Raw genomic sequence first — 21468 nt, 5'->3', positions numbered from 1 at the left:
TCCATATGTGCAGACTATATTACCGCAGAAAAACAACGCTACAAGTTTTGGAAGCCGTTATTTCGAAGAACCTCTTGCCAATTCGGCCAGATAGGAACTGGGAGCGAAATTTCGCGCCAAGAGTTTTCCGTGGCTTCTTATATAGAGTAGCATAACTGTGCTTGAATTCATAATTATGATTAGGCAGATTAGCGTCTGCCTATTAGGCATACCATAAAAAGCAAAAGAGAGACTGAAATAATGCTATCAGTCTCTCTTTATTATATCTTTGATTGATTCGCGACCCTTAACTTAATGACATTGGCCATCAGGCCGCGCCTTTTTTTATTATCACGCTGTTCTAAGAAGTCCGACAACTCCGATGATCAGCAGAATCGGAAGAGCTATAAAAGCAAATCCGTAAGCAACCATTCCAACAAGAATAAATGGAAGGAACACAATGTAGAACAAGAATTTCATTATGCCCCAGGTTGCTTTGAATGCGAATTTAAGCAGTCCGCCGAAGATCATGAAGAACAAAACAAAGAATATGATTGTCATCATATGCGTTCACCTCCTTTTGATATGAGTTTACTTCTGAAGAGCACCAATAAAAATGGTCTTTTCAGTGAATAACAGGAGGCTATTTTTCTAATTAAGAAAAAGACATCTCAGTTTGTCCTTTACTCAGGCAACACTTTGTCATCAATAACAACAAATCTGTTCCCCTCATTATCAGTATATTCAACGGCTTCATATCCGGAAGGGTAAAGAGTAGATGCCGCAACATCTTCGGCTATTATCTTCTCTTCAAAGTCATCATCGCTGATTCTGACCAGCTTTCCATCCGCTATGAAGTAGCATTTTCGGAAAACCTCATTCCATTGCAGGGTACCATCGCTTCCACTTCCGCAATTAGTAATGAATTGTCTTTCTTCGCCTGCACGAAAATAGTAGAGCTTATAAACAGAACCCTTTGCGCTATAATCAAATTTTTTTACAAATCCATCAGAGAACTTATGCAGGTAAATCCTTGTATCTAAACCTGAAGCATCCTCAAAAAGTAGTGTTTTATCTATGCTTCCGTTTTCATAGCGCGATATGTAAACGCAATCATCCAGCTTATATGCACATGCGATGCCATCTTCTGTTACAGCACACTCGTCCAGAGTTCCTTCCTCCATGAGCTGCACGGTTGATAAGCAATCATCACTCAGGCAATATACTCCTGACATAGTCTCAATGGCCGTCACATCTGACAGGTTGTAGGTATCAACAATGCTGCCTCTCCATATAGAACCTGTATAGGATACTGCGGTATCAATGATAATTGTATTGGAAAATTCATTGACAGCCACAAGCTGTACAGGCTCTTCCCAATCCGTATCAAAGTAGTAAACTCCGTGTCTGCCTTTATAGATCACTTTCTTGCAGGACCTGTCAAAATACATGTCACGTCCTTCTTTCGTGGCAAGTTTGATTTCCTTGCCTCCGATGTGGCACATAAAGCTGTTTTCAGTTCCTACTGTCATTTGATAGAACATTACCTTTCCATCATCGGAAATTGCCACAGGGTAAAATATCCCGGTTTCACTTTGGAGTGCAGATATTTTCTTTTTCTTCTCCGCTCCGGCAATTATAGTTATCTCGTGACGGTCTGAATCATTGCAATAGGCAACTGATTTGCCTCCTGGAGAAATGCAGAGGTTATTTCCTGTTTTCGAAATCTGTGTTTTCTTACCGGTTTGGGTATTATAAAGCCAGATCCCATCAGAAGCTGTACCGTAAAAAACCTGAGTGCCGTCAAAGCTTATGGTCGCAGTCGAGCACTTGTCTGCCAACTGTTCATACTTGAGATCCGCACCGATCAGATAGCACTTTTTATTATTGATAAGTACACCATATTTCCTGTCAGCATCAAACACGATATCAAGTCCGTTACTTCTGATCACATGGAAATCAGACAGAATATCTCCTGCATCATTAAAAATATATCCCCTGTTTTCATAGAGCCTCGGTCCTGAATACGGAGGTGTAGCAAGAGTCTCTTCAGCCATGTCTTTTGCATTCTGCACAGTATCATCGATCTTTTCGGCAGCATCCTTATTAACAGTCTTTAAAAACCTGTAGCCCAAAACCAGCGATACCACCATGATGATTGCCACAAATACCGCTATCAAAATACCTGTCAGAACATTGTTACCTTTTTTCATATCAATCTAAAACCTTCATTCCCGTTGTAAATGCAAACGGATACATAAATATCCTCTCCGTTCCGGAGTCAAACTGAAACGTCCCCGGGGACTCATTAAGAAAATGAGTCATTTTTTACTTCTCGAATACATTGTTGTTGATGACAATAAAATACTTACCGTTGTTGTCTTCATAGCCCGCAACTTCTTCACTGTTTACATAATTTATCAGATAGTCCACATCAGTAGCAACCGTTGTCTTTTGTGATCCGTCCTTATTAATGCTTCTGAGTTCTCCATCACATGTGTAGTAGCATTTTCCGAACAGCTCATCCCAGATCACTCCGTTAATGTTTTCCTCACCGCAATTATCAAGAAGTACATCTTCCTCACCCTCTTTGAAATAATAGAGCTTGAAATCATCACCGTGTTCGTCATATTCAAATTTTAGAATAAAGCCCTCAGAAAAACCATCTACATATTCTATGCGCTCCAAAATCCTGTCTTTCTCGGATATGATCGTCTCGTCAACATCACCGGATTTATATACCGCTTTATAGGTAGCGCCATCCTGTTTATATAGACAGGTCGGTCCCTCTGAAGTCATGGCATACTTATACGCATATCCGCCATCTCTGAGCTGCACAGCCGATGTGCAGTCCTTACTCAGGCAATAAGTCTTATCTCCGCAATCCAGTATCACAGCATCCGCCAGGTTATCCACACCAACAATAGCATCGTTCCACATGTCACCTGTATGATTTACATCAGCATCTACTATCTCGATCTCACGCATGTCATCTGCAAGCTCTACCGGCACATCCAGCCCACTCTCAAAGTACCATACCTTTTCGTTATCTGTATAAAGCACCTTCTCACAGGATTTGTCAAAGTAAGAATGGTATGCATATTCCTTGTTGATTCTCCTTGACTCACCATTTTCATAACAGTAAAAACCATTGTCGTTTCCCGAGTACAGCTCATAAAATACAATATTACCGCCGTTGTTAACCGCCAAAGGAGTAAACATACCTGTTTTAGCCTCATCAATGACAACCGGCTCTTTTCCGATTCCTCCGATAACAACGCCGTATTTACTGTCAGGTAGGTAATCATTATAGACAATTGTTTTACCATCCGGAGAAATACGTGGTCTGCTACCGTTATCTGAAAGAAACGTCTCCTCCCCGGTCTCAGTATTATACAGCCACAGTCCTGCCGAAGAAGAACTGTAATAGACCGTCGTACCATCATAGCTGATACCGGCATAAGAGCAGCCACTTGCTATCTGCTTAAATGTAAGGTCTGCTTCCACCAGGTAGCAATTCCTGTTCTTTAGGATTACTCCGTATTTTCTGTCTGCATCGAAATAGACATACATCCCAAATGGATCGTTGTCATGAAAATTAGTCAGCACCTCTCCGTTGTCATTAAAAAAATATCCGTCAGTCTCGTAAAGTTTTATACCGGTATATGGCTTCTTCTCGGGCGTAATATCTACAACTTTTACCCCGCTCTCTTTTTCCGTCTCGTCCACCGGCGTCACTTCCGGAATTTCTTCAGGTTGCCCCGAAGGCGTCAGCTCAATCCCTAGTTTTTCCTCTGTCTTGTCCTTTGCTGTCTGCGCAGCATCTCCGATCTTCTCCGCAGCCACAGGGTTAAACGCCTTAAGGAATCTGTATCCCAGGAACATGGAACCTGCCATGACCGAGAGCATTACTATTGTTGTTAAAAGACCTCTAAGAAAATTACTACCTTTTTTCATCCTAATCTATCACTTTCATCCCCGTAGTGAACGCGAACGGATACATGAATATCCTCTCGTCTCCGGAGTCAAATTGTACTGTAAATTTTGTGGGTATATCATCGTCATCCCACCTGACATCTATTATTGTGCCTTCGCCATATTTGCTCTGGCTTATTCTCTCCCCGATCACAAGATTATCGGGTACATCCTTTTCCTCCTTCACCGCCCTCTTTTTCTTAAGAAGCGGAGTTGGCTTAAGGAGGACACTTGCTGCCTTTTTCTTTGGTTTCTTTTTTTCGGTTTCGGGCACTTCTTTCATCTTGCTCATCTCTGACACGAATATAGATGGAGCATCTGAATACTTCAGGATATTGAGGTTATCCTTGGCCCTGGTCATTCCGACGTAAAAGATCCTTCGCTCCTCCTCATAGTCCTGCTTCTCCTTGGGTGTTGCCTTCTTGAAGTTTATTACCTTGCCGGGAAGAACGCCGTTTATGACATCCATCAGATAGACGGTGTCATACTCAAGACCTTTACTTGAATGGATTGTGGACAAAATGAACCTACTCTTAAAGTTTGGCTTCTCCTCAGTAATAGTCTGCCTGAGCAAATCCAGCCTCTCAATAAAGCCTTCGATTGTCGGCTCGTTCTTTGCAAGGCACTCCAGTATAAAGAGCTTACCCACATCCATGTTGTTGTCGCTTAAATACTCGCCGTATCCCATGAATTTATCAAGCCTGCTTATGGCCTTATAAGAACTCTCGCCTGCCATATTTCTGAAGTGCGTTCTGAGAGCCCTGACGTTGCCGAGGACTCTTTTACCAAGATCTGCATACTCAGCGGCATCCAGAATTCCTATATGCCTCTCATCCGCAATCCTGCACATATTCTCTGCATCAGGCTTTCTGAGGAACGTCTGAAACTTGAAGTATATCTTCATGAAAAGCTCCGGATCGTATGGGTTTTGGCAGAACCTGAGCATGTTGACCACATCCACCACAACGCGATGCGTAAAGAATGCCATGTCGGCGCTCTTAATCCTGTACGGCACGTTCTCTCTAAGGCAGAGATCCACCAGCGGAAGTACGCTCTCGTTATCGCGATACAAAACCGCCGTCTGAGACGATGCATCCCTGGCCACCTCAAGCAGATACTTGTACTGAGACTCTCTCTTTCCCAGCGTGATAAAGTTTATTTCAGACTGCGCATCCCTGGTGGCGCGCATGTGCTTCTCATGGCGGCTGAAGTTCTTTTGAATAAAGATATCTGCTGCCTCAACTATCGTGGCGCTGGATCTGTAATTCCTGTTCATCACAAGAACTTTGGCCCCGGGATGTTCTTTTTCAAAGTGCAAAAGAGCTTCCGGATACGCAGCTCTAAACCCGTAAATGCTCTGGTCTTCGTCTCCGACCATAAAGAGATTTCCCTGCTCTCCGGATAAAAGAGCTATGATCATATGCTGCACCTTCGAGGTGTCCTGGGCTTCATCGACACAGATATATCTGTACTTGTCCCTGTAGAACTCCAAAAGGTCTTTTGACCCCTTGAGCATCCTGTAGGCATAGATCATCTGATCGTCGTAGTCCATAAGACTTCTGGCCTTGAGCTCTTTGTTGTAGCTCTCGTAAATCTGAAGGAGTTCCAGCCCTTCATCCTCGCCAAGGCGCCTGATCTCATCTTCGCCCAGCATCATGTTCTTGCAGTAGGTGATCAGTGTCCTGACCATCTTGATATCGCTCTCTGTGGGATATTCCTTCATCACCTTCACAAAGATGTCAGTAAGGATCTTGCCTGAGAGCTTCTCGTCTGTGATCAGGTCAAAAGAGGTTTTTCCGATCAGCCTGCCATAGTGAGCTATTATCTTGGCGCAGATTCCGTTGATGGTCCTGAATTCCAGTCTCTCGGATACATCCTCGCCAAAGATGCTCTTAAATCTCTCAGCCATGTCTCTTGTTGCAGCAACGGTATAGGTCAGCGTCAGTATGCATGCCGGGTCAATTTCTTTTACATAAAGCATGTACCCCAGCCTGTTCACAAGCACCGTCGTCTTGCCGCTTCCGGGCACTGCCAGAAGAAGCACCGGACCTTCTACAGTCCTTACAGCCGTCAGCTGTTCATCATTTAGTTTTGATCCGTATTTATCTAAAAATTCCTGTTCTGTCATTTTCTGTTTCTAAATCTCTTTTCCTATGTCAAAACACCTAAAGAGTATACCTTATAGCCAACGAGAAATCCAATTAAAAAACCGGCGGAGACTTTCTCTGGCCTCCACCGGCTTCTTAAAATAAAAACATGGCTTTTTAATTATTTGTTAGCCTGATATGTGTTGTAAGCATCCTGCTGGATCTGGATGAAATCGTTGTATCCCATGGTCTCAAGAGTAGAGATGTATCCATCCCACTGCTCGTTTACACCACCCTCTGTTACCCATGTAGCCTGTGATGCTGTTACATAAGCATCAAGGTCAGTGAACAGAGTTGCAAGAGTTGTAAGCTGATCTGTTGTGTAACTTACGTTAGGATATGCCTCTTTTGCGTACTTGCTCATTTCCTTATCAAGGGCAAGCTTACTTGCATCGCCGTTTGCTCCTGCGTACTTAACCTTGTCGTTGAAGCCGTCAGCTACATACTTAGGACCGAAATCACGAAGTGACTGGATCCATGCAAATGTATCTGCAGAGTTGCCATCATCGGGCTCAAGAACTGTGTATGTTCCGTCATCAGCCTTAGAGATTGCTTTGTCAAAAGAGCCATAGAAGTTCTGGATTGATGCATCATCAGTGTAGAACTTGTCTGCCCATGCAAGAAGTGGACCTGGGTTTGCACATTTATTTGTTACTACAAACTCGTATCTTGAGTAGTTCCAGTGCTCAGGGTCTGATGAGATGTACTGCTTGCCGTCAGGACCTGCAAGTGCAGGAAGTGCAACGTACTGGCCTGCGTTTGCGCCAAAGGTTGAATCAGCTGTCCAGCCGGGAGCTGCACCAATGATAGGTGTCTCGTTCATGAGCTTTGCATCACGCATTGAAGAATCCTCTGTGAAGAGCTCAGGATCGATAAGTCCCTTAGCGTAGCAGTTGTGCATCCACTCGATACCTGCTTTGTAGCCATCTGTTACAGGAAGGTAAACAGGCTTTCCGTCCTGAACTGCCATCATGTATGTTCCGTCAGCACCGATTGTTGTTCCGAAAGGAAGGCAGAAGAACATAACTGAATCAGCATAGCCCTGTCCGAAAGGAATCTCATCGTTAGGATCACCGTTTCCGTTTGCATCCTGCTCCTTGAATGCAGTAAGAACTTCTTCGAATTCCTGGTATGTTGTAGGTACTTCAAGTCCGAGATTATCAAGCCACTGCTTGTTTATGAACATCTGGTTTGCAACGATAGGTCTGCAAGGCTTCTTGGAAGGAAGTCCGTAGATGTGTCCGTCAGCTGATGTAGCAAGAGCCTTCATTGTAGGATCTGCTTCCATGATTGCCTTGAAGTTAGGCATGTACTCGTCAATATAATCGTCAAGGGCGATGAATGATCCTGTGTTTGTGAGAACATCTGACTCTGAGAAACAGATTGATCCCATGAAAGCATCGGGAAGATCTCCACCTGCAAGAAGAACTGCCTTCTTGTCAGCCCAGTCTGAATTAAGGATTGTGTCCCATGTCAGGCTGATTCCTGCTTCCTCTGCAGCCTTGTCAGGGAATCCAAGATGATAATCCTCACCCCAATCAGCCCATCTTACAGTTGCAACTGTGTAGGCGTTATCACCACCTGCGCTCTCTGTCTGAGCAGCAGCTGTAGTAGCAGCCTGTGTTGCATCTGTACCTGTTGTCTGAGCCTGAGCATTACCTGCTGCGCTTCCGCAAGCGGTCAGTGCAAAACTCAGTGCCAGTGCGCCAGCCAATAAACCATACTTTTTCTGCATTTTCTCTCTCCTTCTCATAACTATAATTGTATACTATTTATCCCTTCACCGCTCCTATCATGACGCCCTGGTTGAAATATTTCTGTAAGAATGGATAGAGCATCATAATGGGGAGTGTAGAAATCACAATTGATCCGTACTTCATCATGTCTGAGAGCTGTCTGAGCTCCTGTGCCATGGTGCCTGTTGCTGCTCCGAGAAGTGACTCGTTTGCAATAAGTATTCTTCTAAGCAGAAGCTGCAAAGGTATCAGGTCTTCATTCTGAAGATATATAAGAGCGTTAAACCATGAATTCCAGTGTCCAACCGCTGTCCAAAGACCCACAACCGCGATGACTGCTTTTGAGAGCGGAACTGCGAACTGAACGAAGTACCTCATTGTGGAGCAGCCGTCAATCTGGGCTGCCTCCCACAATGATTCCGGTAGGGAATTTTGAAAAAACGTTCTTGCCACAATAATGTTGTAAGTGGATACCGCAAAGGGCAGAACCATAACCAGAAAAGTATCAAGGAGGCCAAACTGCTTGACAACCAGGTAGATCGGGATCAGTCCACCGCTGACAAACATCGGGATTATGTAGAAAACATTTATCCACTTTCTTCCGGGTAAATCTTTTCTGGACATTGCATAGCCGGCAGTTATATTAACAAGCAGAGCAACCGCAGTGCCGACTATGGTATAAAGGATAGTGTTCAAGTAGCTTTTCCAGATCTGTCTCTGCTCAAAAAGCTTTTGGTATCCCCTTACATCAAATTGTTTAGGCCAAAACCATACTTTACCGCTGGCAACATCCGCAGGATTACTGAAGGATGCTATGATAACGAACCAGAGCGGATAAATGACTCCTATGATCATCAGGATCGCGATGGCGTGGAATATGATATTGACCACGGCGTCCTGGGAAAATTTCTTTTTACCGATCATCTCTTTTCCCCTTTTATCAGAACAGACTGTTATCTGTGAATTTCTTGGATATCAGGTTAACCAGCAAAAGAACTATCACGTTAACCACTGTATTGAACAGGCCGATAGCTGTTGATAAGCTGTACTGCATGCTCTGCATACCCATCTTGTAAACATAGGTTGATATGATCTCGCTGCTCATGATGTTCTGTACGTTCTGCAGCAAAAAGACCTTTTCAAAGCCTATACCAAGAATGCTTCCGGCTCTTAATATCAGAAGAACCATTGCTGTCGGAAGAATCATCGGTATGTCGATGTATCTTATCTTCTGAAGAGTTGTTGCTCCGTCAACGGTTGCTGCCTCGTAATATGTTGGATCGATTCCTGCAAGTGCTGCCAGATAGATGATTGAATCCCATCCAAGGTGCTGCCAGATATCGCTCCATACATATACGTGCTTGAAGTTTGCTGCGCTGGCCATGAGGTTCGGGAACTGTGCTCCAAAGAGCTTAAAGAGGTTTGCAAACAGTCCGCTTGAGGGTGAGAGGAAGATGAGTATCAGACCACACATGACCATTGTTGATATAAAGTGCGGAAGGTAAGTCACAACCTGGAACACCTTCTTAAACATCTTGGTCTTCATCTGGTTGCACATCAGCGCCAGAAGGATCGGAAGCGGGAAGCCAACCAGTATGCTGTAAATACTCAGTACCAACGTGTTCTTGATTGTAACTGCGAACTGATATGATCTGAAGTACTGCATGAAGTTCTTCATGCCCACAAACTTACTGCCCAGTATTCCAAGCGCCGGTGAGTAACTCTGAAAAGCAATCACTATTCCCACCATGGGAAGGTAGGCAAAGCAGAACAGCAGTATTGCTGAAGGTGCAAGAAGCAGATACAGCTGATAATTCTTTTTTATAAATCTAAGGAACCTGTTATTCATCGCTCACTCCTTTTGTTTATGAATCGATAATAATTTTTTTAGATTTTTTTAAATAGCACTTTTTCGTTCACCCCATAGCACTTTTTGGACAAAGTATCTAAAAGCTATAGCCTGCCAAATCTCTTTTCTATATAATGAAGTCATGAAAAATACAGGAAGAACGCGCTCTTATCCGGTTGTCCAGATGCTGACCAAAACACTTTATCTCGCCATTCCGGTGGTGATACTTTTTGTGGTGGTCAGCTGGTTTTCTTTTTCCGAGATCAGGAAGCAGAACAATCTGGCACTTAAGAGCAGCGTAAACATTTATCAAAATGAATTAGAGCACAAGCTCTCTGCCATAGAGCACTTCGTTCAGTGGACCGTGGTTCACGACCCGATCCTTGATGCCTTTGATGAGTCAGGGCACATGGGTGACTTCAGGGACGCCAGTAACGAGCTGCGCCTTCGCGTAAGTGACATGCAGTACTCGACAGGTTCCGAGTATATGTATTTCTTTTACTGGGATGAGAAGGATATCTTTTTTAATGCCTCTGACCTGAAGGTAAACTATGAGACTTATAAAAAGATAAAAGAGCGTATCAAGTCCGATGTAGGAACCAACTATACCTGGGAGCCATGCATGATCGGTGACAATGCCTTTTTGTACTACAGCATCACTTACGAGCATCGCATTTTCTCATGTGTTGTTTCCATGGAGGATATCTTATCTCCCCTCTCTTCAATAAATCTGGGAGAGCAGGGCTCCATTCAGGCACTCAGTGCAGACGGAGATGTCTTTTACAGGACAGGTGAAGGCCCCGGCGGCTTTAGAGGAAACTTCTATAACAGGCTTATCTTCCCCGGCGCCGAGGCAGATCTTCCCTTCACTCTGGCTATAGATTCTCTTGCGCTTGGTAATTACGGAAGGCTGTTCTTCTTGCAGTTCATCGTCTTTTTAGCGGCGCTGATGCTGTGCTTTATCATGGGTGGATACGTTCTGGTCAGCTACAGGAAGGTGATTCTTCCAATAAAGATCTTTTCCAAGAGTCTCTCAGAGATCGATTCGCTAAAGGATACCGAGGGACTGGTCCTCACAGACAGCCGTGTACAGGAGCTCAATCAGATCAACGATCAGTTCAAAAATCTCATTCATGAGATAACAAGGCTGCGAATTGATGTTTACGAGGCGGAGCTGGACAACAACAAATTCATGATCCACTTCCTGCAGCAGCAGATAAAACCGCACTTTTACCTCAACTGCCTCACCACGATTGACAGCATGGTGAGCCTTGGGGACATGGATGCAGCAAAGAAGATGCTTATGTTCACCTCACGGTATTTCAGATATCTTTTCCAGGTGAATAATAACTTTGTGCCGCTGATCAACGAGCTGGCCCATGTGGAGGACTATCTCTCGATTCAGAATATGCGGCTCTCACGCCCCACGCAATATGAGACGGATCTTCCCAAGGACTGCAATCAGCTGAGCATCCCTCCGCTTCTTCTTATCACCTTTGTGGAGAACAGCGTGAAGCACGCGACTCCGCCTGAAGGCGAGAGTCTTAAGATCTCCATCAGGGCAAAAAAGCTTTTGGATGCTGAGGACGGTGCAGGCGATATCCTGGAGATTGTCATCAGCGACAACGGACAGGGCTTTGACCCGCAGATCCTTAATAAGATAAAAAACGGCGAGGATATTGTATCAGAAGACGGAAGCCATATCGGAATCACGAACTGTATAAAGAGGCTCAGCCTTCTTTACAACAATTCCTTTGAGCTCATCGCTGATAATACAGAGGAGCACGGTGCAAGGATCACTCTTCGCATCCCCGTCAAAGTTTGAATGAGGAAATAGATGAACATTTTACTGGTAGATGACGACCGCTTTGTTATTGCGGCACTTGAAAAGAATATAGACTGGGAGAGCCTTGGGATCACCACGGTCTTCACCGCTAATGACATCGGCAAGGCACAGGAGATCCTGTCCAACCAGACTGTGGATCTTCTGCTCAGCGACATCGACATGCCCCATGGGAGCGGTCTTGATCTTCTGGGAATCCTGCGTGAACAGGGCAACACCATTCCGGCGATCTTCCTGACCAATTACGCTGATTTTTCTTATGCGAAAAGAGCTTTGGAGCTCAGGAGTTTTCACTACTTCCTTAAGCCCATCGACTACCCGGAGCTGACCAATATCATCAGGCAGGCTCTTGCAGAGGTTTCATCCGATGAGCCCGATACCGGAAGTACGCTCTCAAAGCTCTGGTATGACTATCTCATTGACAGGCGCATTACTTATAAGGCATTTCTTGCAGATATGGGAAGGATTCGACGATTCGATGAGGATATGTCTTCATTTGTGGCATGCCTTATCCAGTTCAGCAGCAAGAACCTTTCGCATGACAGAGGTAAGATGGCCATCAGGATCAGAGCAATCATGGAGTCGATCTTTGGAAGCAGCTTCATTTCTCACGGTGTGCTCCTTCCTTACCAAGCTGAGGATTACGTGCTCTTCGGCCTAATACCCGTGGAGGACGAGTCCTATCAGGCAGGCCTTCGTCCGCTTGTAAGCGAGCTCTACTACTCACTTTCCGAGGAATTTTCTGCAAAGCCCAGGTTCTTTATCAGTTCTGACAAAAAACCTATAGACATTCCGGATGTTTTGGACAGCCTTGTAAACATGGCTTCCATGCCCTTTGACGAGAGCCAGGACATCATCTACATCGATGAAACCTCTGTGACATCACTTCTTCAGTACGTTGATGCCCACTTCACAGAGGACATGAGCAGAGAGCATTTATCAGAGCTCTTCTACTTCGCCCCTGACTACATCACTAAGATATTCAAAAAAGAAACTGGAATGAGCTTTAAGAATTACATCATAGAAAAGCGCCTTGACCTTGCGCGCAAGCTCCTTTTAAAGACCGACGACTCTATCCGCGACATATCGCTGAAGGTCGGCTACGACAATTATTCCTACTTCACCAGGCTCTTCAAAAAGAGCTTCGGCGTCACCCCCGTCGAATTCCGCGAGGGAGTCACCGGGGACGGTTCTCTTTGACTCCCTTTTTTGAGTCACCGGGGACGTTTCACTTTGTCTCATTTTTGTGCCACAGTCATGCGCTGTAGGAAAATATCGCATGCGCATGACTCGCTAATCCGGCCAAGTCATGTTTTTCTGACTTTTTGAAAATTAGCATGAATAAAATTGCTGAAAAAGTCATGCGCTGAGCGATTTTCTGATATAAGCATGACCTGAGAGTCATGCTAATTTTGAAATTCTTTCTACAGCATGACATTTCAAAGCTTTTTTGTCATGCTCACAAAAAATATTGTATTTTAGCATGACTTTGCCAATTTCACGAGTCATGCGCAAAACAGATTTTCACTAGAAGCATGACTTTCAAGCTGGAAGGAGCCCCTTGTGCTCGATTTTTTCATGTCCCGGCAGCTATATATCCTGGGCATCTGCCACTGTTCACGGCAAGAGCCACACTCCCTTATGCAAGCCCCGCTTAATGACCATAATGCACATAACAATACCGGAGTCAAAGGACAGTACGCTGGGCGCCGCTTTTTGGCGCCCGGGCAGCCTTTGGCTCCGGTATTATTATGTGCTAAAATTCTCAGGCAGCGGGGCATTCATAGCCTCTGCAATGAGTCAAAGAGAACCGTCCCCATTGACTCACGTCCCCGGTGACTCATTTTGTTATGGTATGCAGGGGAAGATCGTGGTATTCGGATGTTAGAGAAAACTTATCGGCAAGACCTTCCGTTACATATACTTCCCTGTTCTCAGTTACAAATATTGCTTCGAAATCATCTGACTGCCTGTACTGCTCTATCGCCTCATCAAGCCCCTTAACAAAAAGAGCTGTAGATAAGCCGTCGCACAACAGACCATCCTTACCAACAATCGTCACGGACACAAGGCCGTTTTCGGCAGGCCTTCCGGTTGCAGGGTCTAAGATGTGCCAGTATCTCTTTCCATCTTCCTCAAAGTATCTCTCATATCCGCCGGAGGTTATGATCGCAACATCATCAGCTTCCACGACGCCTATCATCCCGGAAGCAGAATCAGGGAATGGACTCTTTATGGCAACCTTCCAGGGATCGCCGTTTAGCTTACTTCCTATGCACTGCACATTTCCGCCGAGATTTAACAGCGCATGAGTCACGCCCTTACTCCTAAGCATGTCCGCTACTGCAGTTCCCGTATATCCCTTTGCAACGCTCCCAAGATCAACCTGCATTCCTTCTGAAAGCCCGACCTTAACAGTACTTTCAGCTGCATTCTCCTCAACCTCTATATCAATTCCCTTATAGTCAACATTGCGCAAAAGCTCTGCAATCTCCTCATCAGAAGGAACCCTGTACTCTCCGGTTGTAAATCCCCAGGCCTTGAGCACAGGATAAATAGTGATGTCCAGAGCCCCGCCTGTTCTGTCGCACACGTCTTTTGCCTGCAAAAGAATGCTTCCGACTTCCTCAGTAAGCTCGCCCTCTCCGTCAGCATTAAGCCCCGCAATTTCGCTTGAAGCATCCGTAACCGACAGCTCTTTCTCAAGGCGCCTTATGTACTCCTCAGCCTCCGGCGTAAAATCTCTACCCCCTGCAATCTGCAGCTCCATGACAGTGTCCATGGCAAATATCGTCGAGGTATATATCTTCTCCCCGAAAAAAGCGCAACCCCAGGCAAGTGCAGACACCATGCCTGTCACAGCAAGTGCCGAAACCGCCCGGGGATTTATTATCTTTTTAAGTCCTTTATTCAGAAAAAGTCCCATAACAACTCATTTCAAAACTTCATTGAGACTTCCGGTGCGATAGCCCTTAAGGTCCAGTGCAACATACGCAAATCCCATTCCATGAAGCTTATCATTTATCTCCTCTCGAACAGAAAGGTCCATAGCCCTGTCAATATCCTCCGGCAAGAGCTCTATCCTGGCCAGCGGCGCTCCATCTCCGTGGACTCTGACCCTGAACTGCTTAAAGCCCTTATTCAAAAGATATTCTTCCGCCTCTTCAACCATGCGAAGCTTCTCATTTGTAAGAATCTCTCCATAAGGAATCCTGCTGGCAAGACATGCAAACGACGGCTTGTTCCAGGTAGGAAGCTCAAACTCCTTGGAAAGATCCCTTATTTCCTGCTTCTTAAGCCCTGCTTCCCGCAGCGGACTTTTAACCCCAAGCTCGGCGATAGCCTTCATTCCCGGCCTGTAGTCGCCCTCGTCATCTACGTTGGATCCTTCGGCCACAGCCGAAAGGCCCTCTCTTTCAGCCGTATCAAGAAATCCCTGAAACAGTGCCTTCTTACAAAGATAGCACCTATCCTTTGGATTCTCCGCAACTCCGTCAATAGCAAGAACATCCACATCAGCCACAAGATGCTTTACGCCTATCTTCTCACAGAACTCCCTGGCCTCCAGGACCTCTCTTTTTGGCACAAAGCAGGAACTGGCAGTAAGCGCCACTGCCTTCTCCCCAAGCGCCTCTTTGGCAGCATGCAAAAGAAATGTCGAATCCACTCCACTTGAAAAGGCAACTGCCACACTTCCGTATCCCTTAAGAATATCCAAAAGTCTTTCGTACTTACTTCTTAATCCATCATCCATAAGCTTCACCATTATTCGCCCTTTAGATACTCAATCACATCTAAAAGACTCTCCTGAACGCTCTCCGTAAGCTTTTTCATCTCATCATTTGCAGGAAGAAGATCCGGCACCATGATAGCCTTAAGTCCGCCTCCGCTTGCAGACCTGACCCCGTTATAGGAATCCTCAATGGCGTAGCACCTCTCTGGCGCAACACCTATCTTCTCACATGCCAAAAGATATATCTCAGGGTCCGGCTTACTTCTCTTAACCACGTCCCCGGTTACAAGCTCATCAAAAAACTCAAGAACTCCTGCATCCCTCAGCTCAGCCTCAACAACCGGCCTTCTTGTGGAAGACGCCAGAGCTATCTTTTTGCCACTATCCTTAAGGAAGGTCAGGATCTCTTTTACCCCGATCTTCATTGGAAGCTTGCCACCGTCGTACTTCTCATGGAAGATAACGGACGCCTCCTTGGAATATTCATCATAAGGAAAATCTTCTCCGAAACGGCGGAGCATTATCTCCTTAGTCTCTTTATCATTTACACCGGTACAGGCCAAAAACGCCTCTGTGATATCCCCCAGATCATGCCTGTCAGCAACCACGTACCAGCTCTCAAGCACGGCTCTCTCGGAATCAAAGATGATCCCGTCCATGTCGAAAACCACTGCGTCAAAATCTCTCATCAAAATCCTCCAACTTAGCTCTCGTCAAGGTCATGTGTGCCCCGGCCAAATGCGCCACGGCCTTCATTATCCGAGCGCAACATCCAGCGCCATCATAAGCGTAAATCCAAGCGCAAACATAAGAACTCCGATGTTTGAATGCTCACCCTCGGACATCTCGGGAATCAGCTCCTCAACTACAACGTACATCATGGCACCTGCTGCAAAACTCAGAAGATACGGCATCGCAGGTACAATCAGCCTTGCTGCAAATATTGTGAGCAAAGCCCCGATAGGCTCAACTGCGCCTGATAGAGCACCGTCCATAAACGCTCCGAACTTGGTCTTTCCCTTTGAATGAAGCGGCATTGAGATAATGGCTCCCTCCGGGAAGTTCTGAATTGCTATACCAAGAGCAAGCGCCATCGCTCCACCTGCAGTAACAGGTGCGCTTCCTGAGAGAAGCCCGGCAAATACAACGCCCACAGCCATTCCTTCGGGAATGTTATGAAGAGTAACTGCCAAAACCATCATGGTTGTTTTCTGAAGCTTGGACTTAGGACCCTCAGCCTCTTCTGCATTCATGTGCAGATGCGGAATCACACTGTCCAAAAAGAGCAGGAACAGTATTCCGATCCAGAAGCCTACTGCAGCAGGGACAAAAGACAAAGCCCCCATCCCCTCAGCCTGTTCAAGCGCCGGCACAATAAGACTCCATATGGATGCTGCCACCATGACTCCGCTGGCAAAGCCCGTAAGAGCTCTCTGCACCTGACCACCAAGCTCTTTTTTCATGAAAAAGACCATGCCCGAGCCCAGTACTGTTCCAACAAAAGGAATCAAAATACCAATCCAGATATTAGCGTTCATAAAGTTCACCTCCATTGAAAAGTCAAAAGAAGCAACTACCTAAAAATCCTATCAGCTCATCTTCTTGTACATCAGATTTCCAAGCGCCTGCACAGCCTGTACAAATATGATAAGTATCAGTGAGCACACAATCAGGTACTCAGTCTTGTACTGCTGATAACCGTAACGGATCGCGATATCACCGACACCACCGCCTCCGACAGTTCCTGCCATAGCTGAGTAGCCGACAAGTGAGATCACAAGGAGCACGATTCCATTGAGCATTCTCGGAATAGACTCTTTTACATAAACTCTCATAAGTATCTGGAAGTTTGAAGCCCCAAAGGATCTTGCAGCCTCGATAACTCCGGGGTTGGTCTCACGAAGAGACGTCTCAAACACCCTTGCGATAAAAGGAATCGCTGAAACGGTAAGCGGTACGATCGCAGCCGTTGTACCGATGGACTTTCCAACCAGTGCCCTTGTGAAGGGAATAAGGATAACCAGCAGGATGATGAAAGGAAAGCTTCTGAACACATTTACAATAAAGCTCAGGATTCCATACACGATCTTGTTTGGCTTAAGTCCGCCGGGTGCTGTAAGTGTAAGTATTACCGCCGGAATAAATCCAAGTATCACAGAAAAGAGCGTTGACCAGAAAACCATGACAAGGGTCTTCCAAAACGCCTGCAGAATAATTGGATAAATGGCGGGATTAAGTATTTGCTCTAACATCTATTTTTCCTCCGAATGAGTTACTTTCTTATTTGATCACTTCCCAGGTAACGCCCTTGGAATCCAGGAAAGCGCATGCTCTCTCAAGGTCTTTTTCCTCCATGTTGAGAACCAGGCTTCCGTAAACATCCTCTCTGAAGTCCTCAAGCTTAGCCCAGCAGATGTTGAAATCTGTCTGAAGCTCCTGAGACATCTGCGTAACGATAGGCCTCTGGTTGCCCTCTCCGAAGAAAAAGAGCTTTAGATTGATTCCGGTTGCAGGAAGCTTGTCAGACTCTTCACGCAGGAAGTCTCTGATCTCCCTCTCCTTGGGCCATACGAAGAGCTGCTCGGGCTTGCCGATGGCCAGCATCTGTCCGTGACTAAGGAAAGCAACTCTCTGGCAGATCTGCTTAACAACTTCCATCTGATGAGTAACCACCACGATGGTGATGCCCATTTCTTTATTGATCCTCTGCAAAAGAGCTAATATACCCTTTGTAATCTCCGGATCCAGCGCACTTGTTGCCTCATCGCAAAGAAGAATCTCCGGATCAAGTACCAGCGCTCTTGCAATGGCAACTCTCTGCTTCTGACCGCCGGAAAGCTCCCTGGGCTTAGCGTGGACCTTCTCCTCAAGGCCTACAAGACGTATGAGGTTCATGATCTTCTCTTTTGCCTCCGGAGTATTGGTGGGAATTCCCCAGAACTTCATGGGCAGTGCCACGTTGTGGTAAACATCCAGTCTCTCAAGCAGATTAAAGCCCTGGAAGATCATACCCATTCTCTTCTGAAGAAGGCGCAGCTCTTTTTTGTTCTTAACGTCAACGAGCTTGCCGTCTACCCTGATTTCTCCTCTGTCATAGGTCTCGAGTCCGTTGATACAGCGCAGCAGTGTTGATTTTCCTGCTCCGGACTGACCGATTATTCCGAATATCTCTCCATTCTCAATTTCCATGGAGACGTTTTTAAGTACCTCTGTTCTGTCGAAGGTTTTCTTAACATTACTGATAGTTATCATTTCTTCTCGTTCCAATCTGATTTGATAAGAGCTCTTTTGCCCTAAACATGCTCTATTGTACCACAATGCGGACTGCTTCGCATTATATGGAAAAAGACACGTCTGCAAATGGGCAGCGTGTCTTTTCTCATTGGTAGGATTATTATGTTATGGCTAATGGCTAAAATTACTGTGCATCAATGAAAGATGTGATAACTGCACCCTTGTATGTGTCGTCAATGTACTTCTGAACCTTGTCAGACTGAAGAGCCTTGATAAGAGCCTGTGTCTTCTCTGAAGACTCGTTGCCCTCTTTAACAACAAGGAAGTTGGTTCTCTTTACAGTTGTCTCATCATCAAATGTCTCGATGTCGAGTGCAGGGTACTCAGCAGGAAGTCCAGCCTCAAGTGCGTAGTTTCCGTTGATTGTTGCTGCATCGAGATCAGGAAGTGAAAGTGGAAGGTTTGCTGCCTCAAGAGGTGTGATCACATATCCGTGAGGGTTAGCGTCCTTATCCTTTGTAAGTGTATCCTCTGTGTAGCTTGGATCTGTACCGAAGTCACCCTTTGAAACAAGAAGTCCCTTCTGAACAAGAAGGTCAAGTCCTCTTGCGCCGTTGTCAGGATCATTAGGAATACCGATTGTAGCGCCATCAGGAAGCTCTGAAAGAGCCTTATATTTCTGTGAGTAGATACCCATTGGCTCGATGTGGATGCCTGCTACTGCTGTAAGGTGAAGGCCTGCATCCTGGTTCTGCTGGTTCATGTAACCAAGAGTCTGGAAGTAGTTTGCATCAAGCTCTCCCTGCTCAAGTGATGTGTTGGGAAGCACGTAATCTGAGAAAACTACAGTCTCAAGTTCCCATCCGTCCTCTGCAAGAACCTCTTTTACAATATTGTCGAGGATCTCAGCGTGAGGTACAGGTGTTGCACCAACGGTGATCTTCTTATCACCTGACTCTGTGGCAGGTGCCTCAGCTGCTGTCTCTGCAGGAGCTTCAGCCTGAGCCTCAGGAGCTGCCTCTGCTGTCTCTGTTGTCTGTGCAGGTGCTGCGTCTCCGCAGCCTGTTAAAGCGCCAAGAGTTAATGTTGTTGCAAGTACAAGGCTTGCCAATACGTTCTTTTTCATAATTGTCCTCCTCAGTTATTAACTATTTTCTATAATATACTCCCCGTTTTGCACCCGTGCAATAACAAGGGGTTTATAGACGCCGATAAATATAGCTTATAGGGCGATCAGTTTTCCTTATGCCTCTCGAGCTTCTCAACGAAGGTCTTGCCCATGTCGCTGAGCTCCTGACCTTTTCTGGTGATGTAGCCAAAGGTCAGCATCTCATCTTCCTTAAGCTTGATAACATGGATATCAGATGAAGTCTTGCCCTCACCAAGCATCGCTGCGCCGACAGCATATCCGTCAAGCCCCAGCATGAGCTCGATCGATGTAGCTCTTTCGTTGGTTGAAATCACCTTCTTGTAATCGTAGGTAGCAAGGGCCTCTTCTCTATAGTAGAAAGAGGTATTGTCGCCCTGATCGAATACCATGCAGGGATAGTCCTGAAGGTCCTCAAGCGATAGCTCTTTTGCGTTAGCCAATGGATGGTCCTTGCTAAGGTAAACGTAGGTATCACGGGAAAAGAGCTCATGGAACTCCAGAGCTGCATCCACAAATATCTTCTTGAATGTCGCCTTGTTAAAATCGGAAAGGGCAATAACGCCGACTTCGCTCTTCAGGGTCTTAACATCCTCAATTACTTCGCTGGTCTGTGTTTCACGGATTGAGAACTGATACTCGGGGAGATCATACTCTTTTACCGTATCGATAAATGCATCCACGGCTATGGTGTAATGCTGCATGGATACTGAGAATGTAGGCCTTTCGTTCTTTGCGTTAAGGTACTTGTCCTCAACCTTCTCAAACTGCTCCACTGCATTTCTTGCATAGGCAATAAAAGAAGCTCCGGCAGCTGTTGTTACTACACCGTTGTGGACTCTCTCAAAAATCTGGATTCCAAGCTCACTCTCAAGATCCCTGACGGCACTTGAAAGACCGGGCTGTGAAACATAGAGCCTGTCGGCAGCCTTTCTCATGGAGCACTCTTCATCTATGGCAATAACGTATTTCAGCTGAAGTATGGTCATGCTAAAACTCCTCACACCAAATTATTTTTGAACATGATAGCACACTTTGCATCTTTAAATCAATAAAGCAAAAAAACACATACCCGCAGCGTAGTATTTTATCTTGAAATCCATGAGCCTGCGGATCAAGCTATTTTCATTTCCTGGATTTTTTCAAGGATTGCTTCGGCAAGTCTCCTGTGCCCCTCTTCATCAAGGTGCTCCTCATCGATGTTGCTGGGGCTTGAATAATCCGAAGCAGCCAGGAACTTAAATCCTCTCTCCTTTGCAACCTGTCTGTAGAACTTTTGAAGATCCTTACTGGTTTCCACTGAGCGGCTGTCAAACTCGGGATCCTTATCTTCTCTCCAAACTTCTTCTCCCAAATGAATCGGTGATACAACCAGGATCTTGTCTGATGAAACGTAGCTGCTGATTGTATTAAGGCACTGCTCAAGTCCCTTGGCTATGGTGTACGCATTGGCATGGAACAAGGACTTGCAGTCATTTGTGCCAAGCATAATGATCACCGCATCCACCGGATATGTGCTCTCAAGAACCATGGGAAGCGCATCTACAGCCTTTCTCAAAGGTCTGAGCTCATCCTCAAAAACCGTTGTCCTTCCGCACAAGCCCTCTTCTATGACTCTGGCATCGGAAAGGCTCTCCTGAACCAGGCTTGTCCATCTTACTCCCCAGGGATATCTCTCCTTCGTTCCGGGAACCAGTCCCCATGTATTTGAATCGCCAAAAGCAAGTATATTCTTCATATCAGACCTCTTTTCAGGTGCATGTTTATCTTACAAATTAATTATGCACGAGGCCTGTTCCTGCGTAAAATACACATCTGTTATAGC

Annotated in this window: 18 protein-coding genes; 2 read left to right on the top strand and 16 right to left on the bottom strand. The window is 45.7% G+C overall.

Annotated features, from left to right (window positions below; translation table 11 throughout):
• Positions 1-330: 330 nt before the first annotated feature.
• The 7 genes from G589_RS0111725 to G589_RS0111695 form a co-directional block, all read right to left on the bottom strand.
• Complete coding sequence (locus G589_RS0111725) at positions 331-543, bottom strand: hypothetical protein (RefSeq protein ID WP_026522280.1); 213 nt, start codon at positions 541-543, stop codon at positions 331-333.
• Between the two features lie 119 nt (positions 544-662).
• Positions 663-2192: a TolB family protein gene (locus G589_RS0111720; protein WP_026522279.1), complete on the bottom strand. Its 1530-nt coding sequence runs from the start codon at positions 2190-2192 to the stop codon at positions 663-665.
• A gap of 115 nt (positions 2193-2307) precedes the next feature.
• Entirely contained in the window at positions 2308-3936 is a 1629-nt protein-coding gene (locus tag G589_RS0111715) for a TolB family protein (protein ID WP_155832533.1), read from the bottom strand.
• A 1-nt stretch (position 3937) separates the two neighbouring features.
• Positions 3938-6082: an ATP-dependent helicase gene (locus tag G589_RS19775; protein WP_035775961.1), complete on the bottom strand. Its 2145-nt coding sequence runs from the start codon at positions 6080-6082 to the stop codon at positions 3938-3940.
• A 140-nt stretch (positions 6083-6222) separates the two neighbouring features.
• Complete coding sequence (locus tag G589_RS0111705; RefSeq protein WP_026522277.1) at positions 6223-7836, bottom strand: sugar ABC transporter substrate-binding protein; 1614 nt, start codon at positions 7834-7836, stop codon at positions 6223-6225.
• A gap of 37 nt (positions 7837-7873) precedes the next feature.
• Positions 7874-8761 carry a carbohydrate ABC transporter permease gene (locus G589_RS0111700; protein WP_026519819.1) on the bottom strand — a complete coding sequence of 296 codons (888 nt, stop codon included), beginning with the start codon at positions 8759-8761 and terminating at the stop codon, positions 7874-7876.
• Between the two features lie 16 nt (positions 8762-8777).
• Positions 8778-9686 carry an ABC transporter permease gene (locus G589_RS0111695; RefSeq protein ID WP_026519820.1) on the bottom strand — a complete coding sequence of 303 codons (909 nt, stop codon included), beginning with the start codon at positions 9684-9686 and terminating at the stop codon, positions 8778-8780.
• A 142-nt stretch (positions 9687-9828) separates the two neighbouring features.
• Here G589_RS0111695 and G589_RS0111690 point away from each other — a divergent pair, with 142 nt between their 5' ends.
• Together G589_RS0111690 and G589_RS0111685 are read left to right on the top strand one after the other, a co-directional pair.
• On the top strand, positions 9829-11511 hold the full coding sequence (locus G589_RS0111690; RefSeq protein ID WP_026522276.1) for a sensor histidine kinase: 1683 nt from the start codon (positions 9829-9831) through the stop codon (positions 11509-11511).
• A gap of 12 nt (positions 11512-11523) precedes the next feature.
• Entirely contained in the window at positions 11524-12729 is a 1206-nt protein-coding gene (locus G589_RS0111685; protein ID WP_026522275.1) for a response regulator transcription factor, read from the top strand.
• A gap of 640 nt (positions 12730-13369) precedes the next feature.
• Here G589_RS0111685 and G589_RS0111680 read toward each other — a convergent pair.
• From G589_RS0111680 to G589_RS0111640, 9 genes are all read right to left on the bottom strand, one after another.
• Positions 13370-14455 carry an FAD:protein FMN transferase gene (locus G589_RS0111680; protein WP_242826445.1) on the bottom strand — a complete coding sequence of 362 codons (1086 nt, stop codon included), beginning with the start codon at positions 14453-14455 and terminating at the stop codon, positions 13370-13372.
• Between the two features lie 6 nt (positions 14456-14461).
• Positions 14462-15283: an ATP-dependent sacrificial sulfur transferase LarE gene (larE, locus tag G589_RS0111675; RefSeq protein WP_026522273.1), complete on the bottom strand. Its 822-nt coding sequence runs from the start codon at positions 15281-15283 to the stop codon at positions 14462-14464.
• A gap of 11 nt (positions 15284-15294) precedes the next feature.
• Entirely contained in the window at positions 15295-15951 is a 657-nt protein-coding gene (locus tag G589_RS0111670; RefSeq protein WP_026522272.1) for an HAD family hydrolase, read from the bottom strand.
• A gap of 66 nt (positions 15952-16017) precedes the next feature.
• The gene (locus G589_RS0111665; protein WP_026522271.1) at positions 16018-16800 is read right to left on the bottom strand and encodes a ZIP family metal transporter; all 783 of its coding nucleotides are present in this window, start codon (positions 16798-16800) and stop codon (positions 16018-16020) included.
• A gap of 51 nt (positions 16801-16851) precedes the next feature.
• Entirely contained in the window at positions 16852-17514 is a 663-nt protein-coding gene (locus G589_RS0111660; RefSeq protein WP_022770507.1) for a methionine ABC transporter permease, read from the bottom strand.
• 28 nt (positions 17515-17542) lie between these two features.
• Entirely contained in the window at positions 17543-18514 is a 972-nt protein-coding gene (locus tag G589_RS0111655) for a methionine ABC transporter ATP-binding protein (RefSeq protein ID WP_026522270.1), read from the bottom strand.
• 166 nt (positions 18515-18680) lie between these two features.
• Positions 18681-19622, bottom strand: a complete 942-nt coding sequence (locus G589_RS0111650; RefSeq protein ID WP_026522269.1) for a MetQ/NlpA family ABC transporter substrate-binding protein — start codon at positions 19620-19622, stop codon at positions 18681-18683.
• Between the two features lie 107 nt (positions 19623-19729).
• Positions 19730-20632: a LysR family transcriptional regulator gene (locus G589_RS0111645; RefSeq protein ID WP_026522268.1), complete on the bottom strand. Its 903-nt coding sequence runs from the start codon at positions 20630-20632 to the stop codon at positions 19730-19732.
• 125 nt (positions 20633-20757) lie between these two features.
• The gene (locus G589_RS0111640; protein ID WP_026522267.1) at positions 20758-21381 is read right to left on the bottom strand and encodes a GDSL-type esterase/lipase family protein; all 624 of its coding nucleotides are present in this window, start codon (positions 21379-21381) and stop codon (positions 20758-20760) included.
• Between the last annotated feature and the right edge of the window lie 87 nt (positions 21382-21468).

The organism is Butyrivibrio sp. VCB2001 (assembly GCF_000423965.1).
GTDB lineage: Bacteria > Bacillota > Clostridia > Lachnospirales > Lachnospiraceae > Butyrivibrio.
The sequence above is the reverse complement of the archived record's forward strand: the minus strand, read 5'-3'. Positions and strand labels throughout refer to the sequence as shown.

What these genes read in the sequence shown, in the direction of transcription:
- G589_RS19775 (WP_035775961.1), bottom strand. Translation starts at nt 6,082, where the DNA reads ATGACAGAACAGGAATTTTTAGATAAATACGGATCAAAACTAAATGAT.
- G589_RS0111670 (WP_026522272.1), bottom strand. Translation starts at nt 15,951, where the DNA reads ATGAGAGATTTTGACGCAGTGGTTTTCGACATGGACGGGATCATCTTT.
- G589_RS0111725 (WP_026522280.1), bottom strand. Translation starts at nt 543, where the DNA reads ATGATGACAATCATATTCTTTGTTTTGTTCTTCATGATCTTCGGCGGA.
- G589_RS0111695 (WP_026519820.1), bottom strand. Translation starts at nt 9,686, where the DNA reads ATGAATAACAGGTTCCTTAGATTTATAAAAAAGAATTATCAGCTGTAT.
- G589_RS0111665 (WP_026522271.1), bottom strand. Translation starts at nt 16,800, where the DNA reads ATGAACGCTAATATCTGGATTGGTATTTTGATTCCTTTTGTTGGAACA.
- larE (WP_026522273.1), bottom strand. Translation starts at nt 15,283, where the DNA reads ATGGATGATGGATTAAGAAGTAAGTACGAAAGACTTTTGGATATTCTT.
- G589_RS0111680 (WP_242826445.1), bottom strand. Translation starts at nt 14,455, where the DNA reads ATGGGACTTTTTCTGAATAAAGGACTTAAAAAGATAATAAATCCCCGG.
- G589_RS0111715 (WP_155832533.1), bottom strand. Translation starts at nt 3,936, where the DNA reads ATGAAAAAAGGTAGTAATTTTCTTAGAGGTCTTTTAACAACAATAGTA.
- G589_RS0111645 (WP_026522268.1), bottom strand. Translation starts at nt 20,632, where the DNA reads ATGACCATACTTCAGCTGAAATACGTTATTGCCATAGATGAAGAGTGC.
- G589_RS0111690 (WP_026522276.1), top strand. Translation starts at nt 9,829, where the DNA reads ATGAAAAATACAGGAAGAACGCGCTCTTATCCGGTTGTCCAGATGCTG.
- G589_RS0111685 (WP_026522275.1), top strand. Translation starts at nt 11,524, where the DNA reads ATGAACATTTTACTGGTAGATGACGACCGCTTTGTTATTGCGGCACTT.
- G589_RS0111700 (WP_026519819.1), bottom strand. Translation starts at nt 8,761, where the DNA reads ATGATCGGTAAAAAGAAATTTTCCCAGGACGCCGTGGTCAATATCATA.
- G589_RS0111650 (WP_026522269.1), bottom strand. Translation starts at nt 19,622, where the DNA reads ATGAAAAAGAACGTATTGGCAAGCCTTGTACTTGCAACAACATTAACT.
- G589_RS0111705 (WP_026522277.1), bottom strand. Translation starts at nt 7,836, where the DNA reads ATGCAGAAAAAGTATGGTTTATTGGCTGGCGCACTGGCACTGAGTTTT.
- G589_RS0111660 (WP_022770507.1), bottom strand. Translation starts at nt 17,514, where the DNA reads ATGTTAGAGCAAATACTTAATCCCGCCATTTATCCAATTATTCTGCAG.
- G589_RS0111720 (WP_026522279.1), bottom strand. Translation starts at nt 2,192, where the DNA reads ATGAAAAAAGGTAACAATGTTCTGACAGGTATTTTGATAGCGGTATTT.
- G589_RS0111655 (WP_026522270.1), bottom strand. Translation starts at nt 18,514, where the DNA reads ATGATAACTATCAGTAATGTTAAGAAAACCTTCGACAGAACAGAGGTA.
- G589_RS0111640 (WP_026522267.1), bottom strand. Translation starts at nt 21,381, where the DNA reads ATGAAGAATATACTTGCTTTTGGCGATTCAAATACATGGGGACTGGTT.